The following is a 23487-nucleotide window of genomic DNA, read 5'->3' as shown; positions in this document are numbered from 1 at the left end:
GCGACCTTCGCCTTGAACTCGGGCGCATGTTGTTTGCGTTTCGACATCTCTGATCTCCTTCTCGTCGAAGATCAGCAGACTGCAAATCGTAGCTTACGTCACTGTCCGAATTTCGGGGGGTAGCTCAATGAATTCATGTGTTTGTCATGCGACCCGTAGGGTGGGGTTTCACCCCACCGAGATGAAGCACGTTCCGGCATGGTGGGCTGGAAGCCCACCCTACGCGTGCTTTCCCCTCACCGCCACTCACTCACAGCCCTTCATCGCCTTTCGATGTGCCGTGCCGACCGGGTTCATTGCGGTCTGTAATGTGCTGGCGTTCATGCCGGTTTCACCGGCCACCGTGGTTACAGCCTTATCCCAGGCTTCGACCCAGCCCAGACCCTCGGCGCGCTGTTCCACGAAAACCGCCGAGATCGCGTCGTACTGGGCAAGATCTTCGGCGGTGGTCTCTTTCGCCAAGGCCTCGGCCGCGCAGGCGCAGATCTCTTCGCTTTTGCCCGCGTCCATGCAAATGGCGATGTTATCGGCGAAGGCCGGCAGGGGCGTGAGGGCCAGAAGGGCGAGCAGGGCGCGTTTCATTTCGATTTCCTCCTTTTCACGTTTCCGCCGCGCTGGCCCGGGCGCCCGGCGGTCGAGCGGCCCCGCGCCCCAACGGCATCATCGGCGGCCTTTTCGACGGCCTGCTGGCGTGCCAGCGGGTCGTCGTGAACGGCCAGATCCACGGCCTCAAGCCGCTTGATTTCATCGCGCAGGCGCGCGGCCTCTTCGAACTCCAGGTTCTCGGCGGCCTTGAGCATATCGTTGCGCAGGCTTTCCAGGTGGGCCTGCAGGTTGGCGCCGACCATCGGCTTTTCGATCGTGGCGGTGACGCGGTTCATGTCCACATCGCCTTGGTAGAGTCCGGAAAGAATGTCGTCGACGTTCTTTTTCACCGTTTCGGGGGTGATGCCGTGTTCCTCGTTATAGGCCATCTGCTTGGCGCGGCGGCGGTCGGTTTCGCCGATGGCGCGTTCCATGCTGCCGGTGATGCGGTCGGCATACATGATCACCCGACCCTCGGCGTTGCGGGCCGCGCGCCCGATGGTCTGGATCAGCGATGTTTCCGACCGCAAGAAGCCCTCCTTGTCGGCATCCAGAATGGCCACCAGCCCGCATTCGGGAATATCCAGCCCCTCGCGCAGCAGGTTGATGCCCACCAGCACGTCAAACGCCCCCAGCCGCAGGTCGCGCAGGATTTCGATCCGTTCCAGCGTGTCGATGTCCGAATGCATGTAGCGCACGCGAATGCCCTGTTCGTGCAGGTATTCGGTCAGGTCCTCGGCCATGCGCTTGGTCAGGGTGGTGACCAGCGTGCGCATGCCGCGTGCCGACACCTTGCGCACCTCGTCCAGCAGGTCGTCGACCTGGGTTTCAACGGGGCGGATTTCCACCATCGGGTCCAGCAGGCCGGTGGGGCGGATCACCTGTTCGGTAAAGACGCCGCCGGTCTGTTCCATCTCCCACGCCGCTGGGGTGGCCGAGACGAACACCGATCGCGGGCGCATGGCGTCCCATTCCTCGAACTTGAGCGGGCGGTTGTCCATGCAGGACGGCAGGCGGAACCCGTGTTCGGCCAGGGTGGACTTGCGCCGAAAGTCGCCCCTGTACATGCCGCCGATCTGGGGCACGCTGACATGGCTTTCGTCGGCAAAGACGATGGCGTTGTCGGGGATGAATTCGAACAGGGTGGGGGGCGGCTCGCCCGGGGCGCGGCCGGTCAGGTAGCGCGAATAGTTCTCGATGCCCGAACAGACGCCCGTGGCCTCGAGCATCTCTAGGTCGAAACTGGTGCGCTGTTCCAGCCTCTGCGCCTCGAGCAGCTTGCCCTCGCCGACCAGTTGGTCAAGCCGCTGGCGCAGCTCCTTGCGGATGTTGATGATGGCCTGCTGCATCGTCGGCTTGGGCGTGACGTAGTGCGAATTGGCATAGATGCGGATGCGCTCCATCGTCACCGTCTTTTCGCCGGTGAGAGGATCGAATTCGGTAATAGATTCAATCTCTTCCCCGAAAAAGCTCAGCTTCCAGGCGCGGTCCTCCAGGTGGGCGGGCCAGACTTCCAGGCTGTCGCCGCGCACACGGAAGCTGCCGCGCTGAAACGCCTGGTCGTTGCGGCGGTATTGCTGCGCCACCAGGTCGGCCATGATACTGCGCTGGTCATAGTCGTGGCCCACCTGCAGGTCCTGCGTCATGGCGCCGTAGGTTTCGACGCTGCCGATGCCGTAGATGCAGCTGACCGAGGCGACGATGATCACGTCGTCGCGTTCCAGCAGCGCCCGCGTGGCCGAGTGGCGCATGCGGTCGATCTGTTCGTTGATCTGGCTTTCCTTCTCGATATAGGTGTCCGAGCGCGCCACATAGGCCTCGGGCTGGTAGTAGTCGTAGTAGCTGACGAAGTATTCCACCGCGTTGTCGGGAAAGTAGCCCTTGAATTCGCCGTAAAGCTGGGCCGCCAGCGTCTTGTTGGGGGCCAGGATGATGGCTGGGCGCTGGGTTTTCTCGATCACCTTGGCCATGGTGTAGGTCTTGCCGGTGCCGGTGGCGCCCAGCAGCACCTGGTTGCGTTCGCCTTCGTTTATGCCCTCGGCCAGCTCGGCGATGGCATGCGGCTGATCGCCCGCCGGCGAGAAATCGGTCACCATGCGGAAACGCTTACCGCCTTCCAGCTTGGGGCGCTCGCGCACATCCCCCGGGGCGGCGTGCTGCAGCGGCGGCTGGGTGTCGGAATGGGCATAGGGCATAAAGCGATTCCTCGGACTGTGGCACAGAGTTGATGGCTTTGCCCGCCAGTTCAACCCGGACCAGCCGTGCAAGCCGGGAAATCGCCGCTCGCATACCCGATTTCCGCCCGAATTCACGGCCATTTTCCAGCCGGCAGAATTCAGGAGTGCGATCATGTTCAACGTTTATACCGCCGGTTTCGTCTGTGTCGCCGTCACCGCAGCGGTGGGGGTCGACTTCGTGACGCAGGCGCGCCAGGCCGGTGCCGGCCCCACCGACTTTGGCCTTTCCGCCTATGCCGACAGCGTCACCAGCCGCGTCAGCGGCACGCTGGGCGCCATCGACAAGACCCGCCGCCAGTCGCAGGATGCGCGCGAACACCTGCCCGAAACCGTCGCCGGGTGGGAACGCGGCAAATGGGTGCGCGATGCCTCGGGCGACGAAGAGGCCATGCGCGGCCTCGGTTTGCTGGAACAGCGCGCCCTGAAGGACCGGATCAAGGCGTCGCAAAAGGCCGCCCGCAATGAGGTCTATGAGTATGTCCGCGGATCCGACCGGGTGCGCCTGTCGGCCCGTTTCGAGCCGCAGCCCGATGGGCGCGCACGGGCCAGCCGGGTGACCGCCTTTGTCGATCCACGCATCGACCCGGAAGGCGCCTGGCTGGAGGGGTTCGACATCATCCAGGGTGTGTTCTTTTTCCGCCTGATCGACCCCAAGACCGGTCTTGGCAGCGACCCGGCGGGTCCGGTGATGTTGCAGGCCTATATCGGCGATGGCGTTGCCATCGGGGTCTATGCCGACCACCCGGTTGATGATCTGGCATCACTGCTGAACGGCATCGACTATGACTCGCTGAACGCCATGCTGGACCAACCCGTCCCCCATGTCGGTAGCAACGCCCCGCATGTGCCCGAGGATCAGAAGGCGGAATTCCTGGAAATGGCGGCGGCGGCCTACATGTCCGACCCCGAAGAGCCGCAGGCGTCGGGCGCGGATGCGTCCCCCGCGCCCGCGCCCCAGGGCGGACAGGCCCTGCAGGGCGGGGCCGAGGTGTCGCGCCTGACGCCCGGCAAGGCAGGGCAGGCGGGCCAGGGCGGGGATGGCGGGCCCAAGCGGCTGACGCTTTCGGGTGGCCGGTCCTGCCTGGATTCATCTTCGGGCCGTCTGTGCAACTGAACATCTGCTGAACACCCTCCCTGCATCGCCGTGACAACCGCGAGGTCGGTTTTGCACGACTTTGCGTCGGCTGGACCACCCATCGCCGTGCTGAGATGGTAAAACCCGCCAGAAGGACGCGCGCAGGGAGACGCAGCAGATGAAAACCCAGGTCAAAGCCCTTGTCGTCGGCGGCGGTGCCGTCGGAACCTCGATTGCCTATCACCTGGCCCGGGCGGGCTGGGACGACGTGATGCTGGTGGAACGTGACGAGCTGACCTCGGGCAGCACCTGGCATGCGGCTGGTTTGCTGCCGCTTTTCAACATGTCCTACGCCACCACCCATATCCACAAGTATTCGGTCGATTTCTACAAGACGCTCGAGGATGAGACCGGCCTTAACGCCGGGTTCTCGGTGGTCGGTAACCTGCGCATGGCCCAAAGCCAGGAACGCATGGACGAGTACATGCTCTATGCCTCAACGGCCGAATCCTGCGACGTGCCTTATGAATGGCTGACCCCCGGGCAGATCAAGGAACGCTGGCCGCTGGTGCGCACCGACGATCTGAAGGGCGCGATCTATCATCCCACCGACGGCTACATAAACCCTGCCGACGTGACCATGGCCATGGCCAAGGGCGCGCGCCAGCGCGGCGTGACGATCGAGCGCAAATGGCAGGTGGACGGGTTCGAGTGGAAGGGTGACCACTGGGACGTGACGCTGACCAAGATGGTCGAGAAGGGCGGCAACCTGACCCCTTCGGACGAACAGGTCATCGTCAGCGCCGAACACGTGGTGACGGCAAGCGGCAACCACGCCCAGCGTACTGCACGCCTGTTGGGCATCAAGATGCCCGCGATCCCGGTAGAGCACCAGTATATCGTGACCGAGCCCGACCCGGCGCTGGTGGAATTCCGCAAGACTCATGGCGAGCACCCGGTGCTGCGCGACGCAGACGCCAAGTGGTACGTGCGCGAGGAACGCGGCGGCTGGATACTCGGCCCCTACGAGCGGGGCGCCCCGGCGCGCTTTGCCTATGGCGTGCCCGACAGCTTCCGCGCCGATCTCTTCCCGCTGGACCTGGAGCGGATCGAAGAGGAATACATGAGCATGATCCACCGGATTCCCAGTTCGGAAACCGTGGGGCTCAAGGACGATTTCAACGGCCCGATCTGCTATACCCCCGACGGCAACCCGCTGGTGGGTCCCGCACCGGGGCTGCGCAACATGTGGCTGGCCGAGGGGTTCAGCTTTGGCATCACCGCAGCAGGCGGTACCGGCTATTACCTCGCGCAGTTGATGGTCGAGGGCGAGGCCGAGATCGACATGGCCAGCCTCGACTCCAAGCGGTACGCGCAATCCTGGATGACGACCGAATTCGCGGCCCGCAAGAACGAGGAATGCTACGAGCACGTTTTCATCCTGCACCACCCCGACGAGGAACGCCCGGCCTGCCGCCCGCTGCGCACCGCGCCGGCCTATGACCGGCAAAAGGCACGCGGCGCGCAATTCGGCTGGGTCAACGGCTGGGAACGGCCGAATTATTTCGGCCCGCTCGACGCGCCGGAAAACTTTGACCACGACGCGCTCAGCTTTCGCCGCGGGGGCTGGTGGCAATATGCCGTGGAAGAGGCAAAGGCGATCCGCGAAGGCGTGGGCCTGATCGACGCCACCGCCTTTGCCAAGCACATCGTCAGGGGGCCGGGCGCGACCGCGTTCCTCGATTGGTTCACCTGTAACAAGCTGCCTCGGGTGGGGCGCATCAACCTGACCTACGCGCTGACCGACCACGGCACCACCCGCACCGAATACACCATCGTGCGGCTGAAGGAGCACGAATATTACCTCGTCTCGGCCGGGGCATGGTCGGAATACGATGCCGACTACCTGCGCAAGGCAGCCGAGGCCCGGATGGATGATTTCGGCTATGTCGAGATCCAGGACGTGACCACGCAATGGGGCGTATTCGCCATTGCCGGTCCGAAATCGCGCGCCCTGCTGAACGAGGTGATCAAGGACGCCGACCCGGCCACTGTGCTGTCTAACAAGCGTTTCCCGTGGCTGTCGGCCAGACAGGTCGAGCTGGGCATGTGCCCCGTGAACGCCATCCGCGTCGCCTATACCGGCGAGTTGGGGTGGGAACTGCACCACCCGATGGAGATGCAGACCTATCTGTTCGATCTGCTGGAGGGCGCGGGTGAAAAACACGGGATGAAGCTGGTCGGCGCACGGGCGCAGAACTGGCTCCGCCAGGAGAAAAGCTATCGCGCCTTCGGCAACGAGCTGGGCCGCGACGCCACCCCGCTGGAGGCTGACCTGCCGCGCTTTGTCGACCTGGAAAAGGATTTCCACGGCAAGGACAAGCTGATCGAGACCGGCGTGCGCGAGAAATGCTGCACCATGCTGATCGACGGCCCCGATGATGCCGACCCGTGGGGGCGCGAGGCGCTTTATGCCCCGGACGGTACCCGTGTCGGGCGGCTGACCTCGGGCGGCTATTCGGTGGCCTTCGGGAAATCCATCGGCATGGGCTATGTGCGCCCCGACCTGGCGGTCGAAGGAACCAGGCTGAAGGTCAGGATGCTGGACAAGCTGTGGGATGCCACCGTGACCTGCGACAGCCCCTATGACCCGAAAAACGAGGCCATCCGCAAGGACGGGTAAGGGCGCGGTCCGCAACCGGTTTCTGTCCACCCGACCCACACAGATTTTCCTGTCTGCGCCTGTGGGCAGAGCAAGGCGCGGCGCGGCTTGTGACGGATGGCGGGGCCAGATGAACAGCCCTGATCAGAACGCCTCTGGCCGGGCCTCGCGCGCCATGTGGTCAAGGACGGCATTGACGAATTTCGCCTCGCGCCCCTCGGGATAGAAGCTGCGGGCGATGTCGACATATTCCACGATCACCACCTTGGGCGGGGTGTCGGTGGCCACCATTTCGGCCCCGGCGGCGCGAAAGAGCGCGCGCAAGGTTGGGTCGATGCGGTCGATCTTCCACTTGGCGACGATGGCGCGGTCAGTCATCTGGTCGACTTTTGCCTGCCAGTTCACCGTCTCGTCGATGATCTGGCGGAAAAGGTCTATGTCGCCCTCGGCCATCTCGACGCCCTCGTCGATTTCGGCGCCAAAGCGGTGGTCGAGGAATTCTCGCGCCACGGCGCGCGCGTCCTGGCCGGAATGCTCCATCTGAAAGAGCGCCTGCACGGCATAGAGCCGCGCCGCTGAACGCATCTTGCGGCGCGCGTTGCCGGACAATTTCGGTTTTTCTTCGCTCATCTCGATGCTCATGCCCGCGGGGTCGTCCCGTCATCCTCGGGCGGGGTGGTGCCGGGGCCGGGCATAAAGCCCACCTCGCTGCGCTCTCCGCCCCACCGGCGCGACAGCGCCACTAGGTGAAGCGCCGCAGCCGCAGCGCCGGCGCCCTTGTTCATCTCATTGGGATCAGCGCGGGCAATGGCCTGTTCGCGGTTCTCGACCGTCAGGATGCCGTTGCCGATCAAGGTGCCCTCGAGCCCCAGCAGCGTAAGCGCGCGGGAGCTGTCGTTGCAGACGGTCTCGTAATGCGTGGTCTCGCCCCGGATCACGCAGCCCAGCGCGACAAAGCCGTCATACCGGCGCATCCGGTCGGCCAGGGCAATGGCGGTGGGAATTTCCAGCGCGCCCGGTACCTCGACGATCTCGTGCGTGCCGCCGGCGGCCTCGATCTCGGCCGTGGCGCCCTTGATCAGCATGTCGGCGATGTCGCGGTAAAAGGGGGCGACCACGATCAACAGCTTGACCGGGGCGTCGAATTCCGCGCGGGGCAGGGTGTATTCGGTTCCGGCCATGATCTAGGTCTCCGCGTTCAGCGAGCGGGTGCCGACAATCGAGATGCCATAGGCATCAAGCCCGAGATACCGGGTGTCGGGGCTGTCGGTCAGCAGGATCAGCTCGTGCAGGCCCATGGTCGATATGATCTGTGCGCCCAGTCCGGTCTGCTTGATGGTGCGGGGGCTGTCATCCTCGTCGATCTCGCTGGCGAGGGTCGGGCGTGGCTGGCGGAACAGGAACACCGCGCCGCGCCCTTCTCTTGCAATGATCTCCATCGCGCGGGGCAGCTTGCCGGCGGGGCCAGCGTCATCGGCGGAAAGACCGATGCCAAGCACATCCTCCAGCGCGTTGAGCGCATGCGTGCGCGCCAGGACCGGCCGACCATCGGTGATGTCGCCCTTGACCAGGACGACGTGTTCGGTGCCGGTGATCATGTCGGCATAGATCTGCATCTGCCATTCGCCGCCATGCGACGATGCCACCGTTGCGCGCCGCACTTCGCGCACCAGGTTGTCGTGCTTGTGACGATAGGCGATGAGATCGGATATGGTGCCGATCTTCAGCCCGTGCGTGGCGGCGAATTCCACCAGATCGGGCAGGCGCGCCATGGTGCCGTCGTCCTTCATGATCTCACAGATCACGCCGGACGGGTTTAGCCCCGCCAGTCGGGCAATGTCGACGGCGGCCTCGGTATGGCCCGCGCGCACCAAAACGCCGCCGCGACGCGCGCGCAGCGGAAAGACATGGCCGGGCGTGGCCAGGTGGGCGGCGGTGTTCTGTTCGTTGATCGCCACCGCGACGGTATGCGCGCGGTCGGCGGCCGAGATGCCGGTGGTGACGCCCTCGCGCGCCTCTATCGACACGGTGAACGCGGTCTCGTGGCGGGACGAGTTGTTGACCGCCATCATCGGCAGACCCAGCCGGTCGATCCGTTCGGCCGTCATCGGCAGGCAGATCAGGCCGCGCCCGTGCACGGCCATGAAGTTGATCGCCTGCGCGTCGGCAAACTCGGCGGCGATCACAAGGTCGCCTTCGTTCTCGCGGTCCTCGTGATCGACAAGGATGAACATCTCGCCCGCCCTGGCGGCGGCGATGATGTCCTCTATCGGGGAAATCGCGCTGGCCAGCGACGATTCGACCGGACCGGGTTTTTCAAAAGCCTGGGTTTCCGACATGATCCCTTCCAATGCGCGGCTGCGACCTGCCATCTAGCGCAGGGGCCGGGTGATGGCCAGAGCGATATTGCCCGCGATCGCGGCGCCGGCGGCCGGATCGTGCGACGATTACGCCTGCCGTCTTGAGACTGACGGATCATGTGTTAGATATTAATGAATAGCGCCGCAGGGAGGCCCGCACCATGCCCAAGCTCATCCGCCTTTACATCGTCAACGTCCTGATCGGATTTGCGATTGCCGGGCTGTTCGTGGCAATGCTGCTGTGGTTTGACGTGGCACATCTGCGCCACCTGATTGCGACCTCCGACAAGGGGTGGCTGGCGCTGCTGGTGCTCTGGTTCGCCAACGGCATCGTCTTTGCCGGCGTCCAGTTCGCCATCGCGGTGATGCGGATGAAGGATGACGATGACCACCACGGCGGTCTGCGTCAGCACGTCATGCGGCCCGAGCACGCGACAATTCCCGTACCGGTCGAAGACACCCGCCGCCAGTTCTGAGGCGCTATGCCGCAAGCAGCAGCGTTTCCCGGCGGCAGGCAGTCGGGGCAGGGTGTGTGACGGGCCCACCGCAACCGTTTGGTTCTCTCATTCCCGAGGACCTGTATGTACAGGTGGGCGCCGGATAACCAGACCACGGCCCGGACAGAGCCAGCTCCCTCGGAATTGCTTAAGGCCACCGGAATGCAACCGTTCACGAGAAGGGCAGCACCCGCCACGCTCTTTACCTAGGCGTTGCGGGGGCACCCGGCAAGGGGTTGCATGTGTTCCCGGTTTGTTCATAATCACCTCATGACCGAACGGCCCGATCCCCCGCTTTCCCCCGGCCAGTTGCTGGCGCGCGGGGTGTGCCGCCACTTGGCCGGGTTCGATTTCGCCTGCGTCGAGGAATTCACCCCCGAACGCGGCCGCCGGGTGGATGTCATCGCGCTGGGGCCAAAGGGGGAAATCTGGGTGGTCGAATGCAAATCCTCGCGCGCCGATTTCACCCGGGACGCGAAATGGCAGGGCTACCTGGACTGGTGCGACCGCTATTTCTGGGCGGTGGATGCGGAATTTCCGACCGAGCTGCTGCCGGATGAAACCGGGCTGATTCTTGCCGATGCCTATGGCGCCGAAATCATCCGCATGGCGCCCGAGACGCGCCTGGTCCCGGCGCGCCGGGCGGCGCTGACACGGCGGCTGGCGCGCTACGCGGCGCGGCGGCTGCAGGCGCTGCGCGATCCACAACCGTGACGGCCATTGGACAGGTGATCAGGAACCGCGTGCCTCGGCGATGCGGATGGCGGCAAGGATCTCTTCGGCGATCTCGCGTGCCTCGTCGGGTTCGAAATCCATCGGGATTTCCACGCCATCGGCGTCGATGAAGAGGCGGACCATGCCGCGGTCGGTCGGGCCGATGCGAAGATTGGCCTCGACATCTCGTTCTGTGTTCATGCCCATGATGCCCTCCTGGCAAAAGCGATCTGCTGCTATCGGGTTCGCGCGGCTTTGGCAAGACGGGCCATCAAACCGGCAAACATCGCGCCCAAACCTCTTGCGCTCGTGATCGTCTGAAGCTAAATCGCGCGTCAGTGCCGCCTTAGCTCAGTAGGTTAGAGCGCTTGATTGTGGATCAAGAGGTCCCCCGTTCAAGTCGGGGAGGCGGTACCATAAAATCAGTGAGTTAGATGGTAATTGAGTGATCCGGCCTAGCTGAAATCGGTCCGGGGTAACGGGTGGGGTAACGGTTCTGCCCCGAAAATCACCACAAGAAAAAACCCGAATCCCTTCTTCCGATCTGCGCGCGGGGTGTGTCACCAGCTATTGGCATCGCTTCGTGTGAGCGGGATCGCTCTAATAAAAAACCGGGGCACAGAGGCCCCGGCTTCGTGGTTGGATTCGCGATTGGTTAAGCAGCGCGCAGCGCCTCAATCTGCTTGTGGGCCATTTGCAACGCATCCTCAAAGGGCGCTTCAGACTTCAAAGCATCCAAGATGATCCCCTGCTCTTCCTCGCTCAGTTGGCTGATGAGGTCCACGGCCTCGCGGACTTCCGGGTCTATTTTGTATTTGTCGCGGAAAACTGCCGCCATGCTGCCGACGCCGCCCGCAAAAAGCCAGTCGATAGAAATGCCCTCGACGCGACACCACTTTAAAAGCTCGTCGGTCAGAAGAACCGCGCCAGGTTCGTCTTCGTCATATTCGATTTTCGGCGGCGAAACTTCGAAGTGTTCGCAAAACCAAGCGATCCGATCTTCCAATGTATTCAGGTCTGTATCTTTCATTGCGTGAGCCTCCGGTTGTGATATTGTCACCTGTGACAACAGCACAAGGATAACTTAGTTGTGAAGTCTGCACAAGTTAGAATGGCGCGTGGAGCTTTGAATTGGTCTCTTGCCGATCTGGCAAAAGCTTCTGGCGTTCATCGCAACACGATATCGAACTTCGAGACCGGTCGTTACGACATGAACCCCGAAAACGTGGCGAAAGTTCGCGCTGCCCTAGAGGCTGCCGGGGTAGAATTCATCAAGGAAAATGGCGGCGGGCCGGGGGTGAGGCTAAAGAAGTAAAGCAACAGTTGAGCGCGCGTAGGGCGGCAACCTTACCGCTGTTAGCCCCAACGGTTGCCAAGCCACTGCCGCCGATCTTGGCGGGCGTGATCTTCTCGCCGATCTTGGCATTGCGGCGAACGGCGCGAGTATCGACGCCTGTCTTGTCGGCTTGGTCGGTATCGTGGAAATTGCGCATTTGAGAGCGAACGGGTTATGCTGCGAGATATCCTTTGCCAAGAGGTTCACCCATGCGCGCCATTGCCATCACAGCCACCGTTGCCCTGTCTGCCTGTGTGCAGATGACCGCGATTGAAAACTCCAAGCCCGTGCCGATCAGCGCCCCGTTAATGGCCGAGATCAAAGCAGAGGTGACGCGGGACTTCTTCGACCCGGCATCAGTACAGTTCCGCAATGTCAGGGCTGTTGATGTGTCCCTTGCAGACGGGACCAGAGAGCGCCGTGTGTGCGGCGAAGTTAATGGCAAGAACCAACTGGGCGGCTATGTCGGGTTCAATATGTTCGGTGGCGTTGTGGTTGCTGGCGATTTCCAGCAGCGTGATTTCTTCTCTGCCTGTGAGGCGTGGTAGCCCCACGCGCGTGAGAATTGCCTCTGGTGCTGCGCTTTCTTGGTGGGACAAGTTGTCCCACCTAGATTTCGCGCCTCGCTTGCTTTTAACCGGCGCAACTTGCGCCGATTGAAGTCATGCCAGCCTCACCGTTGCGCCGTCGCCCACCGCCTCGTTGATCTGCTCGATCAGCGCCAGGACTTGGTTTTGCGAGAAGATTTCCCCGGTGACACTGATCGCCACCTGCTGAGAGATTGCAGGCTCTGCCGGTGCAGTCGGGGCCGTAGTGCCCGCGCCAGCCGCACCGCCACCCCCGCCGGCAGCTACGCCGCCATAAGAAGATGCCGAGATGTTATTAATGGCTGCAACAAAGCTCAGCCCCTTTGCAAACACTGCCGCAGCCGTGGCAAAGCCGAGTGTGCCTTTCTCAAGTTCTTTCGCCGCGCCCTGATACGTGCTGACAAGGGCTTGCGCGGCGGCGGTTGCCTGGGCCAGCTTCAGCGCCTTCTTGTTGAATGCCCCGATCCCCTGCAAGATCATCTGCCCCCCGCTCAGCACCTCGTTTAGCGTTGCGGCCTGGCGGGCCATTTCCAATTGCGTCATGCGGTTGTTGTGGTCGCGCTGCAGCTTCTCGACGTATTCGTTGTATTCCTCTTGGCTGATCTTCTTGGCCTCAAGGAACTCGTTAAGCATCGTCAGCTTTTCGGAATAGTCCTCCTGGAGAAGCTCGCGCTCGCTGGCGAACTGATCCTTGAGCCGTTCCAAGTCGGTTTCCGAAAACCGATCCTTGCTGCCCTTCCCGCCGCCAGACTCTTCGCCGCCACCAGCGCCACCGCCGGAAAGGGCTTCCTCAAGATCGGCCTTGGCGCGCTCGCGCTCTTCCGCCGCTTCCTGAATGGACCGCATCCCATCATTGATGAGATTCATTTCTTCTTCGGTGGCCTCTACCGACATCCGGAGGCGCTGGATTTCAGTGTTGTCGGACGTGCCGAATGACGACCGACCGGCACGGGACTCTTCATCCTCGATTTGCCTAAGTAGCTTCATACGCTGGTCGGCGAGATCGAACATCTCGTCGCGCATGTTCGCAAGCTGGCCCGCGTCAGTCAGACCAAAAATATTATCCAGGCCGACAAGAACCGTCGAGGCGAAGGAAACGAACTTCGCGCGCATACTGTCAACGAGTTTGTTCCAGATCGTCGCCATGCGTGACGTGCGCTCCACAAGGTCTTCGCTTAGAACAATGCCGAGGTCACGCGCGTTCTGCTCAAGCCGCTTCATTTCATCGGCGTTGTTTGAAAGCAGGGGCACAAGGCGCGTGGCATCGTTCGCCAGCGCCTCCATGTAAAACGTCATTTCGGATTGCGAGACGTTCGCGGCCTCAAGCGTCTGGACGTACAGCCCAAGAGCATCGGCGCTGCTGAGCCTCTTAAACTGATCGGCTGTAACCCCGACTTTCGGCGCGATGTTATCGAAAAAATCTTTGAGCGGCCCGCCGCCATTGGCAAAGAAATCACCGAACTTGTCGTTCACGTCCTTGAGGATGTCAGACAGCTTCTCGCTTTCGATCCCGTATTCGCGCACCGCAAACGAAAGCGACTGGAACCGCTCGACGCCGACGCCAGCCGTTTGCGAGAGCGTTTCAATCTCGCGCGCCTGCTGCGTCACCATCTGCGCGACAGACCCCAACGCGCCAGCCGCAACCGATATCGCGCCAATGGCGAGCGTAACCTTTCCGGCCATCTTCGCCATGCGCTGCGCAGTGGTCTCGAAGTCCTTCCCGAATTGCTGGGTGGACCTCGTGCCTTTCTGCATTTCCCGCTGTAGCGGGCCGATATCTGCGGAGACTTCTACGGCGATATCACCGACAACGCGGGCCATGTCAGGAATCCAATTCTGCCAAGAGGGTTTTCTGGGCAAGCTTGCCCGCTGTCACCCGGTTTCGTTCTGCGGGCGAATGCCCGAATCTAGTTAGAGGGCTTGGGCAACGCCGCACGGCCCCGGCGCGCTGCACCACCTCTGGATGCGCACAACAAGGCATCATGAATCGAAGCGTGCGAACGGGTCGGGTTCATCCGCCTCACCGGGGAGGGCCACGTTTGACCGCGACGTTGGCGATGCGCCAAGGCTCGAAAGCTGTTGGCGGTGTTCGCGCAACAGTGCCGCCGTGACGTTCGCACCCCCGGCCATGATCTCGGCCCGCGTAATGCAGGCCAACTCAACTATTGCCCGGTCCGCAGACCTCAGCCATTCCAACTCGATCTTGAACATATCCCAGGCCTTGCGCTGCTCTGCGGTGAAATACTTAGGCGCATTGCCCAGAGGCCCGCCGGAATCAGGCTCGGAACGGTCCCGAAACCGCTGCGGGTTCTTTCGATCCGCGCCCGTCAACTTGGCCTTCTCAAGCGGTGTCCTGTTTCGTCCCATTGCCTGCCTCATCGAAATTCTAAACGTGGATGCGTAAAAGAGGCGGGGGCGTCGGTTTCCAGCGCCACGGCCCCAGAGATTTCGCCCCCCCCCCTTTTTTGCACCTGGAAAAGGTGGCCGGTGGGCTGGAGAAGACCCACCGACCGCCGCGCCGATATTTTGGCCCTCGGCGCGGTTATTCATTTACGACACCGCACACTTCAGCACGCGCACGGCGTTCTCGTCGTACACACAGCCGCCAATGCGGTGCCGGATGTAGAGCTTGATCAAGCCCGGCGTGGTGATGTTGTTGTCCACGGTAACAAACAGGTCGCCGCGCTTGGCGAGGATGTAACCCTGGTTCCAGTCACCGAAGGCGATGGGATGCTCATCCGCGCCGATATCCGGCATACCCTCTGCAATGGCGACGGGGTGCCCCAGAAGCCGAGGGGGTTGACCGCTCTGCAAACTATCGGCCCAGAGATAATCCCCGGAACCGTTCTTGAGCTTGCGCACGGCTGCCGCAGTGGACGAGTTCATGAGCCAAGTTGCATTGGCGCGGTATTGGCTCTTGAGGTCGTAGTAGAGATCAAGAAGCTTGTCGCCCGCGTCGGAGCCTAGAGCGGATGCATCGCCCGTGGGGATATACTTGAGCGCATCCGCCGTGCGGCTTCCGTCATCACCGCTTTCCGGTGCCACGTTCAGGAAACCGCTGGGCTTGTCCGTGCCGTTGCCGGAAATGATTGCGTTCATCTCCGCTTCACCAAGCGCGCGCCCTGCCTCAGTCTGGAACCATGCGCCCACGTCGATCAGCGCATCCTGGGCCAGTTCCTCGGTCATCTTCACATAGCTGTAGCAGACACCGAAGGTCGGGGTTTTGCTGACCAGCGTCGGCTCATCAGTGGCGGTGCGTGTGTCGGTTTCGCCAACCCAGCCGGAATCAGCGTCGGATTCGCTTAGGGGAAACCGCACATCGCCGCTTTGAACATCGACAACCCGGACCACGCTGCGAAACGGGTTAACGTCCCGTGCCCGCGCAAAGATCGGCTGCATGATGACTTCGGGCACAAGGTAGCCGCCAGCCGCATCCGTCAGGCTGGACGCGGTGCGCCTCTCTGCCTCCATGAGTTCTTGCCGGGTGCGGTCGCTCTTGGGGGCGCGAAGCCAGTTGCAGAAGGCGGCGCGGTGTTCGCTGTTCCCGCCCAGGTCAACGCCACGCCCTTCGGCGTCCTCGTTCGGGCGGCGGGGATCGGGCCTGTCTCCGGCTGCGCGATCTTCGACATCTTCGATCCGGTCGCGCAGTTCGTCAACGTCGAGCATGATCGCATTAAAATCCCGTTCGATCTTCCGGGCTTCCGCCTCGGGTGTGTCGTCCGTGATCTTGTGATACAGTGCGCGGGCTTCCCTCGCTTTCGCGCGGTGCTGCGCTTTCAACTGTTGCAGATTCATTTTCGTGTCCTTCGTCTAAGGGGCGCGCACGCGAGAAAGCCGCCCCGGTTGATGGGGGTTGTGCTTTCTCCTGCGCCTCTGGCGAAGGGTGGCCGGTCGAGTTTGCGACGGCGTGCCCGGTCAGGGGCAAATCACACTGAATATATGATATGGTATAACGTAACCTTCTGTCAAGGATTGCCTGCCGCATTCGCAGCTTTTTCCGGGTGCGGGCGGCGCTGAAATTGCGCCGCCGCTGTCTCTTGTCACCACGCCGGGTCACGCGCGCCCCGCCTTGCCGTATCTCTTCGCCTCGAAGCCCTCGGCCTCGCGCTGAGCATCGGCGGCCACCATCTTTGCCAGGGCAACGGACAAACCATCCGGGCCTTCACTGCCGTGAATGCTGCGATAGAAGGCTGCCGACAACGACAACAGGCAAGACGCCAGTGAGCGCATATCACCGCCCTCGATGTGCGTTTGCGCAATGGCCTCTTCGATTGCCGTATTCGCGCGGCTGAACTCGGGGTGTCGTTTAATTCTCGTTCTCATTTCCCTTGCTCCCTTGCCAGAGATTTGCGGGCGTCCTTGGCCCAGTGGATTGTTTCGCGGGATTGCAATATCAGGCAGTCCAATGCCTCCATCTGACAGGTGCCGCTCTGGCGAGCCTGCTTCAATGTGAAGTCCACTACGCCTTGCGCGCATTCCACCATTAGGTGCTTCTGTAGTTCGTTCATTGTCGTTTCCTCTTGGGTTTGATTGGGTCGTCCGTGCAATCCTGGCCAATCAAGGCCCCCTTGGGTTCCTGCTCCCCCTCTCAGCCTGTAGGGGATGGCTATTAGATATGTGTCCTATTCGGGCACACTCAGACGGCCCAAATAGCCGATATCCGTATCCCATTCGGGCACACTTCATGGCGTCACCGCGCGCAAGTGTGTCCTATTCGGGCACGGTGGTGTGCCCGAATGGGGGGGGTGGGTTCTGAATTTTCAGATTGCGTTTGCGACCCGTGCGAGGCTTGGGCCGATAGGACGCATAGACGGTGACGGGATAATCATGCCCGTCTTCCCATCGCTCAGGCTCATTTGTCGCGGCGCGTTTTTCGGTCGGCAACATGGTCAGCCGGAATGTCGCGGTCTTCCCGGTGCCGTCTGTACCCCGCTGCCAGGGGTTCGTTGCGACGATCCAGCCTTTCGCCTGTAGGTCTGCGAGGGCTGCGCCCGCCGTCTTGACGCTGCACCCCATGTCCGACGATAGGTCGCGCAGACTGCGAAAGACCTCGCCGTTATTGTTGCGCGCCGCTTTTGTGTCGGCATAGCACCTGACCTGGAGGTGAAAGTAGGCATCGCGCGCAGGGAAGCTGAGCGCCTGCCACGCGGGCAGAAGCCGGTGCGCGTATATCCACTTGGTGAATTGCTGTTGACGCTTCTCGTTGCGCTTATCACGCCCCATTGCGACGGTCCCTCGCATGGTGCGCCTTATGATGGCGGCGGCACAGAAACCGCACATCAAACGGGCGGTCATAGTCGTCGTGATGGGCGTCGGTCTTAGGGTTGCCGCACACCTCGCATGGGCCGCGCTTGATCACGCCAAGGCGCAAGGCATTCTGGGTTGCGAGATGCGCGAGATAGCGCTTGGGGTGGCGCTTGCGCCATTTCTGTTGCCTGGTCGGCCCGGTCGGCTTTTCTGCCATTACTCTATGCCTCATCGGTTGCCCGAGATGGCGCGGCATGGTATCTTTCCGGGCGAAGCTGCTGAAAACTTCAAACCTCCGGAAAGCCCCCGCCGTGCCGTCGGTCGGGGGTTTTTCTTATGCTGCTTCGGTGCTTTGGGCTTCGAGCCACTCGATCACATCGGCCTCACGCCAATAGCGGCGATTTCCGATGTAGATGGGCCGTGGAAAATCCAAGGTGTCGTTTCCCAGCCAACGCCAAAGCGTCATATCGGAAACACCGCCGCACATCTCGCGCACCGTGGTGGCGGTGATGCGGCGGTGCGGATTGCATTCATTCGTCATTTGCCACTTCCTCTTGCTCAGGTCGTGGCTAGACAACATCAACATTTTTTAACGTTGTGGAACACCCCTTAGGGGCTTCTTTTTGAAAAATTGACCCTTAGGGAGCCTTGTTATTTTTCATAAATTTCAGTAGGATAGACCGTGCTTTCTCGCCCTCCTTCCGCCAGAGCCTTCGCACCGTTCCAGGATGATTTTCCAAGCATTCAGCGGCTATTGCTTCACGGCTTGCGCCGCCAATGCTGTCCGAGACGGCGCGCAAGAAATCAATCTTGTCCTTGGTCCCGCGTTGCATTCCTTGGTTTCTGCCTACGGTCTCCTTGCGGTCAAGATATGCGAACCACCGGCTCGCCCTCTCTAGGTCCAGCGCCTGATCTTTCAGTTGTGCTGCTTGCTCCATGATGTTGCGGTATTCGGTGTTATCGGCTGCTGATCGCGCTTCTGCCTCCAGCTTCCGCACCTCCTGCCGCATCTTACGCGCACGAATGGCCGTTTGACCCGATGCTTTGAGTTCACCCATTGCCCGCCTCCGTGATCCTCACCACGTTTTCCGCCGGGCCTTCCACCAGATCGGCCACCAACCTTGCCCATGCGTCCAGCGCGGTCCGTTTTTCGTCGGCATAGTCGTGTCGCTGATACACAGCTACGATCCCGCCACCCGTGCCGCTGGAATGGTTCAATACGGCCTCGGGGACGCGAACCGGGATGCCCAGCCGCGCCATGCCGGTTGCCGCCGTGCGGCGCAGATCGTGAAAAGTCCAATGCGGGATTTCCACCGGCTTGCCCGCTTCTTCGCTGGCAATCTCGATCATGCGGCGATGCAGGCGATCACGGCCCTTTGTAAAGCCGCTGACAGGGCTTTCGCCCGTGGTGGTGAATACATACCCATTCGGGCCTTTGATGCGCTCTACGCCGGCCAAGATGTCCTGTGCGGCCTTGGACAGGGGCACGTCATGCGCCCGGCCATTCTTCGTTCGCTCCGCTTCAAGGTGCCATACATCGCCATTGATCTCGGCATCGGTCATGCCCACCACCTCGGCGCGGCGCTGTCCCGTCAGCAGTAGCAACTTGGCGATCTGGCCCCAAGGTTGCCCAAGGTCGTCACCGGCCTGCCACAACCACCTGATTTCGTCGTCGCTCAATACACGGTCCCGGCTGGCTTCCTTAGCAACCGGCTTTACGCTGGAAAGCGGGGATGCCGCGATCACGTCGCGTTCAACACACCAGTTGAAGAAACTCGATAGATAGGCGCGCACCCGGTTGGCAGTCACAACCCGGCCGCTGTCCGCAATCCCGTCCAGCAGGTCGATCACGTCGCGCTTGCCTATGTCCTGAATTTTGCGATCTCCCCAAGAGGGCAGGACGTGGCGCGCAAGCTGTGCCTGCACATCAGCGCCGGATTTTAGCTTGGACAGGTGCCGGTCGGTGTATTGCTCCACCAGCGTCTTGATCTTGTCGCGCTCGGAAAGATGCGCCTCAATCCGCGCGGCCTTGGCCTTTCTCTTGGCCGCGCCGGGATCGTTGCCGTGTTCTACGGCTTCGATTGCCTCTGATGCAGCGGCGCGCGCAGCGGCAACACCCATGATCGGCCACTTCCCCAAAGTCAGCTTCTTGGGCTTGCCCGCGTAGCGATACCGCAGTGCCCATGATTTAGCGCCGCTCGGCTGTACCACCAGGTAAAGCCCGGATAGCGCGGGGTCGGGGATTTCGCGGCGGCTGGAGTCCGGCTTCAGAGCCTCTACCGCCTTCGTCGTCAGTGCCCTTGCCATAGTCAAAAGGTCCTCTGGGGTAACGCTGGGGTAACAGAATCCAGCGTTTCGGGTTGTTACCCCAAGTTAGCAACGGCGCCTAACATTGCAAGGAAGCTCCGGCAAAATAAGCGAAATAGTTGATTGGATCGTTTTGTATAGTTTGGGTCCGTTATGGCCCTATTTTTGATCGTGGATCAAGAGGTCCCCCGTTCAAGTCGGGGAGGCGGTACCATCATCACCTTGTTCGCTGTCTCGTCACACGCGGCTTTACTGCGACGGCCCTTGTGCCTCACTCCACCGCGATTTCCTGGCGCAGCGTGCCGGTTTCGGCGTCATAGATCAGGATCCGGCCTGTCTGCGTCACCACCGCGTACCAGTCCGGCCCGCGGGTAAAGGCGGTGGCGGTCGCGCCCTCGGGCAGGGTGATGGCGGCGGGCAGGGACAGCGGGTCGGGATTGGCGCCGAAGGCATCGGAGAAGCGGATGACAAACAGTACCACGATGATTATGAAGCCAAGAACCATCGTCACTGTCAGCACCGTCACCAGGATGCGCAGATATTTCAACGTGCCGGCATCCGCCGGCTGAGGCGCGGGGTCTTGCGTCATGGGCTCTGCCCCTCTTTCCTTTCGCATCGCGGCAGCGCCGCCGCCCCGCCTTGATAAGGCGCTTTCGCGGGATGTGCCAGACAGTGCGGCGCTGTCGCGTACGCGGCTGGCGCGGCTGATCGCCGATGGCTGCGTGCGGGTGAACGGGGCGGTTGTCACCGACGCCAAGGCGCGGGTGGCCGAGGGCGACGTGGTCGAGATCGACGTGCCGGAGGTGGCCGAGGTCGCAACCGTCGCGCAGGATATTCCCCTGGATATCCTGTACGAGGACGAAGACCTGATCGTCGTGAACAAGCCCGCAGGCATGGTTGTTCACCCCGCACCGGGCAGCCCGGATGGCACGCTGGTCAACGCCCTGCTGGCCCATTGCGGCGCGTCGTTGTCGGGGGTCGGGGGCGAGCGTCGCCCAGGCATCGTGCACCGGATCGACAAGGATACATCCGGCCTGCTGGTGGTGGCCAAGACCGACCGCGCCCATCACGGGCTGGCTGCCCAGTTCGAACGGCACAGCGCCGAGCGGGCCTATCTGGCCATCGCCCATGGCTGCCCCGATGCGGCCGATCCACGCCTGCGCGGGCTGCGCGGCACCAGTTTTGGCCCCGACGGGGTTCTGACCATCACCACCGGGCTGGCGCGCCACCGCACCGACCGTCAGCGCCAGGCGGTGGTGTTCGGGTCGGGCCGCCGCGCGGTGACGCGGGTGCGGGTGCTGGAACGGTTCGGTGCGCCCTGCGTGGTGTCGCTGGTGGAATGCCGGCTGGAAACCGGGCGCACGCACCAGATCCGGGTGCATATGGCCCATGCCGGGCACGGGCTGATCGGCGATCCGGTTTATGGCGGCCGCCGCCGCGTTCCCGCCCGGGCGCTGCCTGATGCCGCGCGCGAGGCAGTGGCGGAATTTCCCCGTCAGGCGCTGCATGCCGCCACGCTGGGCTTTGAACATCCGGTGACGGCAGAAAACCTGCGGTTCGAGGCCCCGCCGCCAGCGGACTTTGCCACACTGCTGGCGGCGTTGCAGGGCTGACATCATTCGCACGACTGCGTGAGCGGGCAGGCGGGGGGGCTGGCAGAAACCGGCACAATATCCCATCATTTGCCTCAACTATGCGGTCCGGCCCACTTGAAATGGCCGGATACGCTGCCTAAATCAATGTTAATTCGATATACATTAGGGCTGAAACGCTTGGAGGGATAGAAACTTGGGCAACTACGCAAATCTCCCCGCCCCGACCCCTGAAGGCGGGCTGAACCGTTACATGCAGGAAATCCGCAAGTTCCCGCTGCTGGAACCGGAAGAGGAATACATGTTGGCCAAGCGCTGGGTCGAGCAGCAGGATACCGAGGCCGCGCATCGCATGGTCACCAGCCACCTGCGGCTGGCGGCCAAGATCGCCATGGGCTATCGCGGCTATGGTCTGCCCCAGGCCGAGGTGATTTCCGAGGCCAATGTCGGGCTGATGCAGGCGGTCAAGCGGTTCGATCCCGAAAAGGGCTTCCGCCTGGCCACCTATGCCATGTGGTGGATCCGCGCCAGCATCCAGGAATACATCCTGCGCAGCTGGTCGATGGTCAAGCTGGGCACCACCAGCGCGCAGAAAAAGCTGTTTTTCAACCTGCGCAAGGCCAAGGCCCGCATCGGCGCGCTGGAAGAGGGGGACATGCACCCCGACAACGTCGCCCGCATCGCCCACGACCTGGGCGTGACCGAGACCGAAGTCATCTCGATGAACCGGCGGATGTCGGGCGGGGATGCGTCGCTGAATGCCACGGTGGGCAGTGGCGACGAGGGCGCGGCCCAGTGGCAGGACTGGCTGGAGGACGAGACCGCCGACCAGGCCGCCGACTATGAACGCAAGGACGAGTTGGAGGCGCGGCGTGAAATGCTGGCGGCGGCGATGGACGTGCTGAACGACCGCGAACGCGACATCCTTACACAGCGCCGGCTGAGCGAGCGCCCGGTCACGCTGGAAGAGCTGTCGGGCCAGTACAACGTCAGTCGTGAACGCATCCGCCAGATCGAGGTGCGCGCATTTGAAAAGCTGCAAAAGCGCATGCGCGCGCTGGCGCAGGAAAAGGGCATGCTGCCGGCGTCGTAACAGGCTGCCGGCCGCGTGAAAGGCTTGGAGAGCGCCGCGCTTTGATCTAGCCTTGTCCGGCAAAGCCGGAGACGCGCCCATGTCAGTTGATTCTATCCCCGTCGCCGTGGCACCGGCGTCACGACGGCTTGCCCGCAGGCCGGCCCGTGTCGCGCTGGTGCTGCTGATGGCGGCGGTGCTGGTCGCTTGCGCGCCGAGAAATGCGTTTCAGTTCAGCTCTCCCAACCCCGAGGCGCGTGTCGAGCGCGTTTACGTCGCCACGGCGCGCGACCTTGGCGACCTGGGGCCCAGTTTCGGCGATGAACGCGTCGAGGGCCTGCGCTATCTGCACATGGACGTGTCGATTCCGCCCACGCACCAGCTGGGCGAGATCGAATGGCCCAAGGGCACGCCCGACGCCGCCACCGATTTCGTCGTTACCGACAGCCATGTCTATCGTGGCTCGAACAGCATGGTCCGGGCGATGCGGCAGCACAGCTCGGGCAAGGAAACGCTGGTTTTCGTGCACGGCTACAACAATACCTTTTCCGACGCGGTCTATCGCTTTGCCCAGATCCGCGCCGATTTCGACTTTACCGGGCCCGGGGTGCTGTATTCCTGGCCCTCGGCGGGCGATCCGCGCGGCTATGCCTATGACCGCGACAGCGTGCTCTATTCGCGCGACGATTTCCAACAGGTGCTCGAATCGCTGACCGCCGCGCCGGGCGAACGGGTGCTGCTGCTGGCGCATTCGATGGGCGCGCAGCTGGTGATGGAAACGCTGCGCCAGGCGGCGCTGAGGGGCGACAGGCGGGTGCTCGACCGGATCAGCGGCGTGGTGCTGATGGCGCCCGATATCGACCCCGACCTGTTCCGCCGTCAGGCTGCGGCAATCGGCAAGCTGCCGCAGCCCTTCGTGATCTTCGTTTCGCGGAAGGATCGGGTGCTGTCGTTGTCGGGCCTGTTGTTCGGCAGAAAGCCGCGGCTGGGCGTGATCAACGGGCCAGAGCAGCTTGAGGGCGTGGAGGGGGTGCAGGTTCTCGACTTCACCGCGCTCGGGGCCGAGAATAGTGGCAAGGGCCTTGGCCACGCCGTTCCAATGACCTCGCCGGCGGCGATCAGGGTGCTGCGCGGCATGATCGACGAACCCAGGCGGGAGACCGACGGTTTCGGAAACTTTCTGAAACTTCGTTTCGATTAACTGACGCGAAAGGAG

Annotated in this window: 26 protein-coding genes and 1 tRNA gene; 11 read left to right on the top strand and 16 right to left on the bottom strand. The window is 62.5% G+C overall.

What is annotated here, in order from left to right; translation table 11 throughout:
• Positions 1 to 246: 246 nt before the first annotated feature.
• Both DL899_RS12440 and uvrB read right to left on the bottom strand, forming a co-directional pair.
• On the bottom strand, positions 247 to 582 hold the full coding sequence (locus DL899_RS12440) for a hypothetical protein (protein ID WP_111734681.1): 336 nt from the start codon (positions 580 to 582) through the stop codon (positions 247 to 249).
• A complete protein-coding gene (gene uvrB / locus DL899_RS12435; RefSeq protein WP_111734680.1) occupies positions 579 to 2780 on the bottom strand; it encodes an excinuclease ABC subunit UvrB in 2202 nt (733 codons plus the stop codon). Before uvrB ends, DL899_RS12440 begins: the two co-directional genes overlap by 4 nt.
• A 154-nt stretch (positions 2781 to 2934) precedes the next feature.
• On the opposite strand from uvrB, the gene DL899_RS12430 reads away from it, so the two are divergent.
• Both DL899_RS12430 and DL899_RS12425 read left to right on the top strand, forming a co-directional pair.
• Positions 2935 to 3936 carry a hypothetical protein gene (locus tag DL899_RS12430; protein WP_111734679.1) on the top strand — a complete coding sequence of 334 codons (1002 nt, stop codon included), beginning with the start codon at positions 2935 to 2937 and terminating at the stop codon, positions 3934 to 3936.
• Between the two features lie 139 nt (positions 3937 to 4075).
• Entirely contained in the window at positions 4076 to 6580 is a 2505-nt protein-coding gene (locus DL899_RS12425; RefSeq protein ID WP_111734678.1) for a GcvT family protein, read from the top strand.
• 123 nt (positions 6581 to 6703) lie between these two features.
• On the opposite strand, the gene nusB is transcribed toward DL899_RS12425, so the two are convergent.
• The 3 genes from nusB to ribB are packed head-to-tail and all read right to left on the bottom strand — an operon-like array spanning position 6704 to position 8898.
• Positions 6704 to 7189, bottom strand: a complete 486-nt coding sequence (gene nusB / locus DL899_RS12420) for a transcription antitermination factor NusB (protein WP_239494692.1) — start codon at positions 7187 to 7189, stop codon at positions 6704 to 6706.
• Positions 7190 to 7197: 8 nt separating this feature from the next.
• On the bottom strand, positions 7198 to 7740 hold the full coding sequence (locus DL899_RS12415) for a 6,7-dimethyl-8-ribityllumazine synthase (protein WP_111734676.1): 543 nt from the start codon (positions 7738 to 7740) through the stop codon (positions 7198 to 7200).
• Between the two features lie 3 nt (positions 7741 to 7743).
• Complete coding sequence (gene ribB, locus DL899_RS12410) at positions 7744 to 8898, bottom strand: 3,4-dihydroxy-2-butanone-4-phosphate synthase (protein WP_111734687.1); 1155 nt, start codon at positions 8896 to 8898, stop codon at positions 7744 to 7746.
• Between the two features lie 182 nt (positions 8899 to 9080).
• On the opposite strand from ribB, the gene DL899_RS12405 reads away from it, so the two are divergent.
• Together DL899_RS12405 and DL899_RS12400 are read left to right on the top strand one after the other, a co-directional pair.
• Positions 9081 to 9395: a hypothetical protein gene (locus DL899_RS12405; protein ID WP_111734675.1), complete on the top strand. Its 315-nt coding sequence runs from the start codon at positions 9081 to 9083 to the stop codon at positions 9393 to 9395.
• A gap of 291 nt (positions 9396 to 9686) precedes the next feature.
• Positions 9687 to 10130: an MmcB family DNA repair protein gene (locus DL899_RS12400; RefSeq protein WP_111734674.1), complete on the top strand. Its 444-nt coding sequence runs from the start codon at positions 9687 to 9689 to the stop codon at positions 10128 to 10130.
• A gap of 18 nt (positions 10131 to 10148) precedes the next feature.
• Here the strand turns inward: DL899_RS12400 and DL899_RS12395 are convergent, their stop codons facing one another.
• Positions 10149 to 10337, bottom strand: coding sequence for a DUF6324 family protein (locus tag DL899_RS12395; RefSeq protein WP_111734673.1), 189 nt, complete (start codon positions 10335 to 10337; stop codon positions 10149 to 10151).
• Between the two features lie 133 nt (positions 10338 to 10470).
• Between DL899_RS12395 and DL899_RS12390 the strand changes: the two genes are divergently transcribed.
• Positions 10471 to 10547: transfer RNA gene (locus DL899_RS12390), tRNA-His, on the top strand.
• 238 nt (positions 10548 to 10785) lie between these two features.
• Here DL899_RS12390 and DL899_RS12385 read toward each other — a convergent pair.
• A complete protein-coding gene (locus tag DL899_RS12385) occupies positions 10786 to 11160 on the bottom strand; it encodes a hypothetical protein (RefSeq protein WP_111734672.1) in 375 nt (124 codons plus the stop codon).
• A gap of 60 nt (positions 11161 to 11220) precedes the next feature.
• Here DL899_RS12385 and DL899_RS12380 point away from each other — a divergent pair, with 60 nt between their 5' ends.
• Both DL899_RS12380 and DL899_RS12375 read left to right on the top strand, forming a co-directional pair.
• Positions 11221 to 11445: a helix-turn-helix transcriptional regulator gene (locus DL899_RS12380; RefSeq protein WP_239494691.1), complete on the top strand. Its 225-nt coding sequence runs from the start codon at positions 11221 to 11223 to the stop codon at positions 11443 to 11445.
• Positions 11446 to 11675: 230 nt separating this feature from the next.
• Positions 11676 to 12014: a hypothetical protein gene (locus tag DL899_RS12375; RefSeq protein WP_111734670.1), complete on the top strand. Its 339-nt coding sequence runs from the start codon at positions 11676 to 11678 to the stop codon at positions 12012 to 12014.
• 114 nt (positions 12015 to 12128) lie between these two features.
• Here DL899_RS12375 and DL899_RS12370 read toward each other — a convergent pair whose 3' ends face one another.
• The 6 genes from DL899_RS12370 to DL899_RS12345 form a co-directional block, all read right to left on the bottom strand.
• Positions 12129 to 13874 carry a phage tail tape measure protein gene (locus DL899_RS12370; RefSeq protein ID WP_111734669.1) on the bottom strand — a complete coding sequence of 582 codons (1746 nt, stop codon included), beginning with the start codon at positions 13872 to 13874 and terminating at the stop codon, positions 12129 to 12131.
• A 159-nt stretch (positions 13875 to 14033) separates the two neighbouring features.
• A complete protein-coding gene (locus DL899_RS12365) occupies positions 14034 to 14432 on the bottom strand; it encodes a hypothetical protein (protein WP_111734668.1) in 399 nt (132 codons plus the stop codon).
• A 171-nt stretch (positions 14433 to 14603) separates the two neighbouring features.
• Positions 14604 to 15848 (bottom strand): phage major capsid protein, encoded by a 1245-nt coding sequence (locus tag DL899_RS12360; protein ID WP_111734667.1) that lies wholly within the window; start codon positions 15846 to 15848, stop codon positions 14604 to 14606.
• A 258-nt stretch (positions 15849 to 16106) separates the two neighbouring features.
• Positions 16107 to 16376: a hypothetical protein gene (locus DL899_RS12355; protein WP_111734666.1), complete on the bottom strand. Its 270-nt coding sequence runs from the start codon at positions 16374 to 16376 to the stop codon at positions 16107 to 16109.
• Positions 16373 to 16561, bottom strand: coding sequence for a hypothetical protein (locus DL899_RS12350; protein WP_111734665.1), 189 nt, complete (start codon positions 16559 to 16561; stop codon positions 16373 to 16375). Before DL899_RS12350 ends, DL899_RS12355 begins: the two co-directional genes overlap by 4 nt.
• 202 nt (positions 16562 to 16763) lie before the next feature.
• Positions 16764 to 17276, bottom strand: coding sequence for a helix-turn-helix domain-containing protein (locus DL899_RS12345; protein ID WP_162685571.1), 513 nt, complete (start codon positions 17274 to 17276; stop codon positions 16764 to 16766).
• 16 nt (positions 17277 to 17292) lie between these two features.
• Here DL899_RS12345 and DL899_RS19415 point away from each other — a divergent pair, with 16 nt between their 5' ends.
• Positions 17293 to 17913, top strand: a complete 621-nt coding sequence (locus DL899_RS19415; RefSeq protein ID WP_162685570.1) for a hypothetical protein — start codon at positions 17293 to 17295, stop codon at positions 17911 to 17913.
• Between the two features lie 25 nt (positions 17914 to 17938).
• On the opposite strand, the gene DL899_RS12330 is transcribed toward DL899_RS19415, so the two are convergent.
• From DL899_RS12330 to DL899_RS12320, 3 genes are all read right to left on the bottom strand, one after another.
• The gene (locus DL899_RS12330) at positions 17939 to 18358 is read right to left on the bottom strand and encodes a hypothetical protein (RefSeq protein WP_111734661.1); all 420 of its coding nucleotides are present in this window, start codon (positions 18356 to 18358) and stop codon (positions 17939 to 17941) included.
• On the bottom strand, positions 18351 to 19607 hold the full coding sequence (locus tag DL899_RS12325; RefSeq protein WP_111734660.1) for a tyrosine-type recombinase/integrase: 1257 nt from the start codon (positions 19605 to 19607) through the stop codon (positions 18351 to 18353). The genes DL899_RS12330 and DL899_RS12325 overlap by 8 nt, the downstream gene beginning before the upstream one ends.
• Positions 19608 to 19878: 271 nt before the next feature.
• Complete coding sequence (locus DL899_RS12320) at positions 19879 to 20196, bottom strand: DUF6476 family protein (protein ID WP_111734659.1); 318 nt, start codon at positions 20194 to 20196, stop codon at positions 19879 to 19881.
• Here DL899_RS12320 and DL899_RS12315 point away from each other — a divergent pair.
• The 3 genes from DL899_RS12315 to DL899_RS12305 all read left to right on the top strand — a co-directional run bounded on the left by DL899_RS12315 (position 20195) and on the right by DL899_RS12305 (position 23472).
• Positions 20195 to 21220 (top strand): RluA family pseudouridine synthase, encoded by a 1026-nt coding sequence (locus DL899_RS12315; RefSeq protein ID WP_111734658.1) that lies wholly within the window; start codon positions 20195 to 20197, stop codon positions 21218 to 21220. The two genes, DL899_RS12320 and DL899_RS12315, sit on opposite strands and share 2 nt — an antisense overlap.
• A 175-nt stretch (positions 21221 to 21395) precedes the next feature.
• Positions 21396 to 22292: an RNA polymerase sigma factor RpoH gene (gene rpoH / locus DL899_RS12310; RefSeq protein WP_111734657.1), complete on the top strand. Its 897-nt coding sequence runs from the start codon at positions 21396 to 21398 to the stop codon at positions 22290 to 22292.
• Positions 22293 to 22371: 79 nt separating this feature from the next.
• Entirely contained in the window at positions 22372 to 23472 is a 1101-nt protein-coding gene (locus tag DL899_RS12305) for an alpha/beta hydrolase (protein WP_239494690.1), read from the top strand.
• The last annotated feature ends 15 nt before the right edge of the window (positions 23473 to 23487 follow it).

It is taken from the genome of Roseovarius amoyensis (genome assembly GCF_003260265.1).
Classification (GTDB): domain Bacteria; phylum Pseudomonadota; class Alphaproteobacteria; order Rhodobacterales; family Rhodobacteraceae; genus Roseovarius; species Roseovarius amoyensis.
This window is presented reverse-complemented; position numbering and strand designations above follow the sequence as displayed.

What these genes read in the sequence shown, in the direction of transcription:
- ribB (WP_111734687.1), bottom strand. Translation starts at nt 8,898, where the DNA reads ATGTCGGAAACCCAGGCTTTTGAAAAACCCGGTCCGGTCGAATCGTCG.
- DL899_RS12405 (WP_111734675.1), top strand. Translation starts at nt 9,081, where the DNA reads ATGCCCAAGCTCATCCGCCTTTACATCGTCAACGTCCTGATCGGATTT.
- DL899_RS12320 (WP_111734659.1), bottom strand. Translation starts at nt 20,196, where the DNA reads ATGACGCAAGACCCCGCGCCTCAGCCGGCGGATGCCGGCACGTTGAAA.
- DL899_RS12385 (WP_111734672.1), bottom strand. Translation starts at nt 11,160, where the DNA reads ATGAAAGATACAGACCTGAATACATTGGAAGATCGGATCGCTTGGTTT.
- DL899_RS19415 (WP_162685570.1), top strand. Translation starts at nt 17,293, where the DNA reads ATGGTGCGCCTTATGATGGCGGCGGCACAGAAACCGCACATCAAACGG.
- DL899_RS12305 (WP_239494690.1), top strand. Translation starts at nt 22,372, where the DNA reads ATGTCAGTTGATTCTATCCCCGTCGCCGTGGCACCGGCGTCACGACGG.
- DL899_RS12325 (WP_111734660.1), bottom strand. Translation starts at nt 19,607, where the DNA reads ATGGCAAGGGCACTGACGACGAAGGCGGTAGAGGCTCTGAAGCCGGAC.
- DL899_RS12370 (WP_111734669.1), bottom strand. Translation starts at nt 13,874, where the DNA reads ATGGCCCGCGTTGTCGGTGATATCGCCGTAGAAGTCTCCGCAGATATC.
- DL899_RS12360 (WP_111734667.1), bottom strand. Translation starts at nt 15,848, where the DNA reads ATGAATCTGCAACAGTTGAAAGCGCAGCACCGCGCGAAAGCGAGGGAA.
- DL899_RS12315 (WP_111734658.1), top strand. Translation starts at nt 20,195, where the DNA reads ATGGGCTCTGCCCCTCTTTCCTTTCGCATCGCGGCAGCGCCGCCGCCC.
- DL899_RS12415 (WP_111734676.1), bottom strand. Translation starts at nt 7,740, where the DNA reads ATGGCCGGAACCGAATACACCCTGCCCCGCGCGGAATTCGACGCCCCG.
- DL899_RS12430 (WP_111734679.1), top strand. Translation starts at nt 2,935, where the DNA reads ATGTTCAACGTTTATACCGCCGGTTTCGTCTGTGTCGCCGTCACCGCA.
- DL899_RS12425 (WP_111734678.1), top strand. Translation starts at nt 4,076, where the DNA reads ATGAAAACCCAGGTCAAAGCCCTTGTCGTCGGCGGCGGTGCCGTCGGA.
- DL899_RS12375 (WP_111734670.1), top strand. Translation starts at nt 11,676, where the DNA reads ATGCGCGCCATTGCCATCACAGCCACCGTTGCCCTGTCTGCCTGTGTG.
- nusB (WP_239494692.1), bottom strand. Translation starts at nt 7,189, where the DNA reads ATGAGCGAAGAAAAACCGAAATTGTCCGGCAACGCGCGCCGCAAGATG.
- DL899_RS12330 (WP_111734661.1), bottom strand. Translation starts at nt 18,358, where the DNA reads ATGGGTGAACTCAAAGCATCGGGTCAAACGGCCATTCGTGCGCGTAAG.
- uvrB (WP_111734680.1), bottom strand. Translation starts at nt 2,780, where the DNA reads ATGCCCTATGCCCATTCCGACACCCAGCCGCCGCTGCAGCACGCCGCC.
- DL899_RS12365 (WP_111734668.1), bottom strand. Translation starts at nt 14,432, where the DNA reads ATGAGGCAGGCAATGGGACGAAACAGGACACCGCTTGAGAAGGCCAAG.
- DL899_RS12350 (WP_111734665.1), bottom strand. Translation starts at nt 16,561, where the DNA reads ATGAACGAACTACAGAAGCACCTAATGGTGGAATGCGCGCAAGGCGTA.
- DL899_RS12395 (WP_111734673.1), bottom strand. Translation starts at nt 10,337, where the DNA reads ATGGGCATGAACACAGAACGAGATGTCGAGGCCAATCTTCGCATCGGC.
- DL899_RS12400 (WP_111734674.1), top strand. Translation starts at nt 9,687, where the DNA reads ATGACCGAACGGCCCGATCCCCCGCTTTCCCCCGGCCAGTTGCTGGCG.
- DL899_RS12440 (WP_111734681.1), bottom strand. Translation starts at nt 582, where the DNA reads ATGAAACGCGCCCTGCTCGCCCTTCTGGCCCTCACGCCCCTGCCGGCC.
- DL899_RS12345 (WP_162685571.1), bottom strand. Translation starts at nt 17,276, where the DNA reads ATGGGGCGTGATAAGCGCAACGAGAAGCGTCAACAGCAATTCACCAAG.
- DL899_RS12355 (WP_111734666.1), bottom strand. Translation starts at nt 16,376, where the DNA reads ATGAGAACGAGAATTAAACGACACCCCGAGTTCAGCCGCGCGAATACG.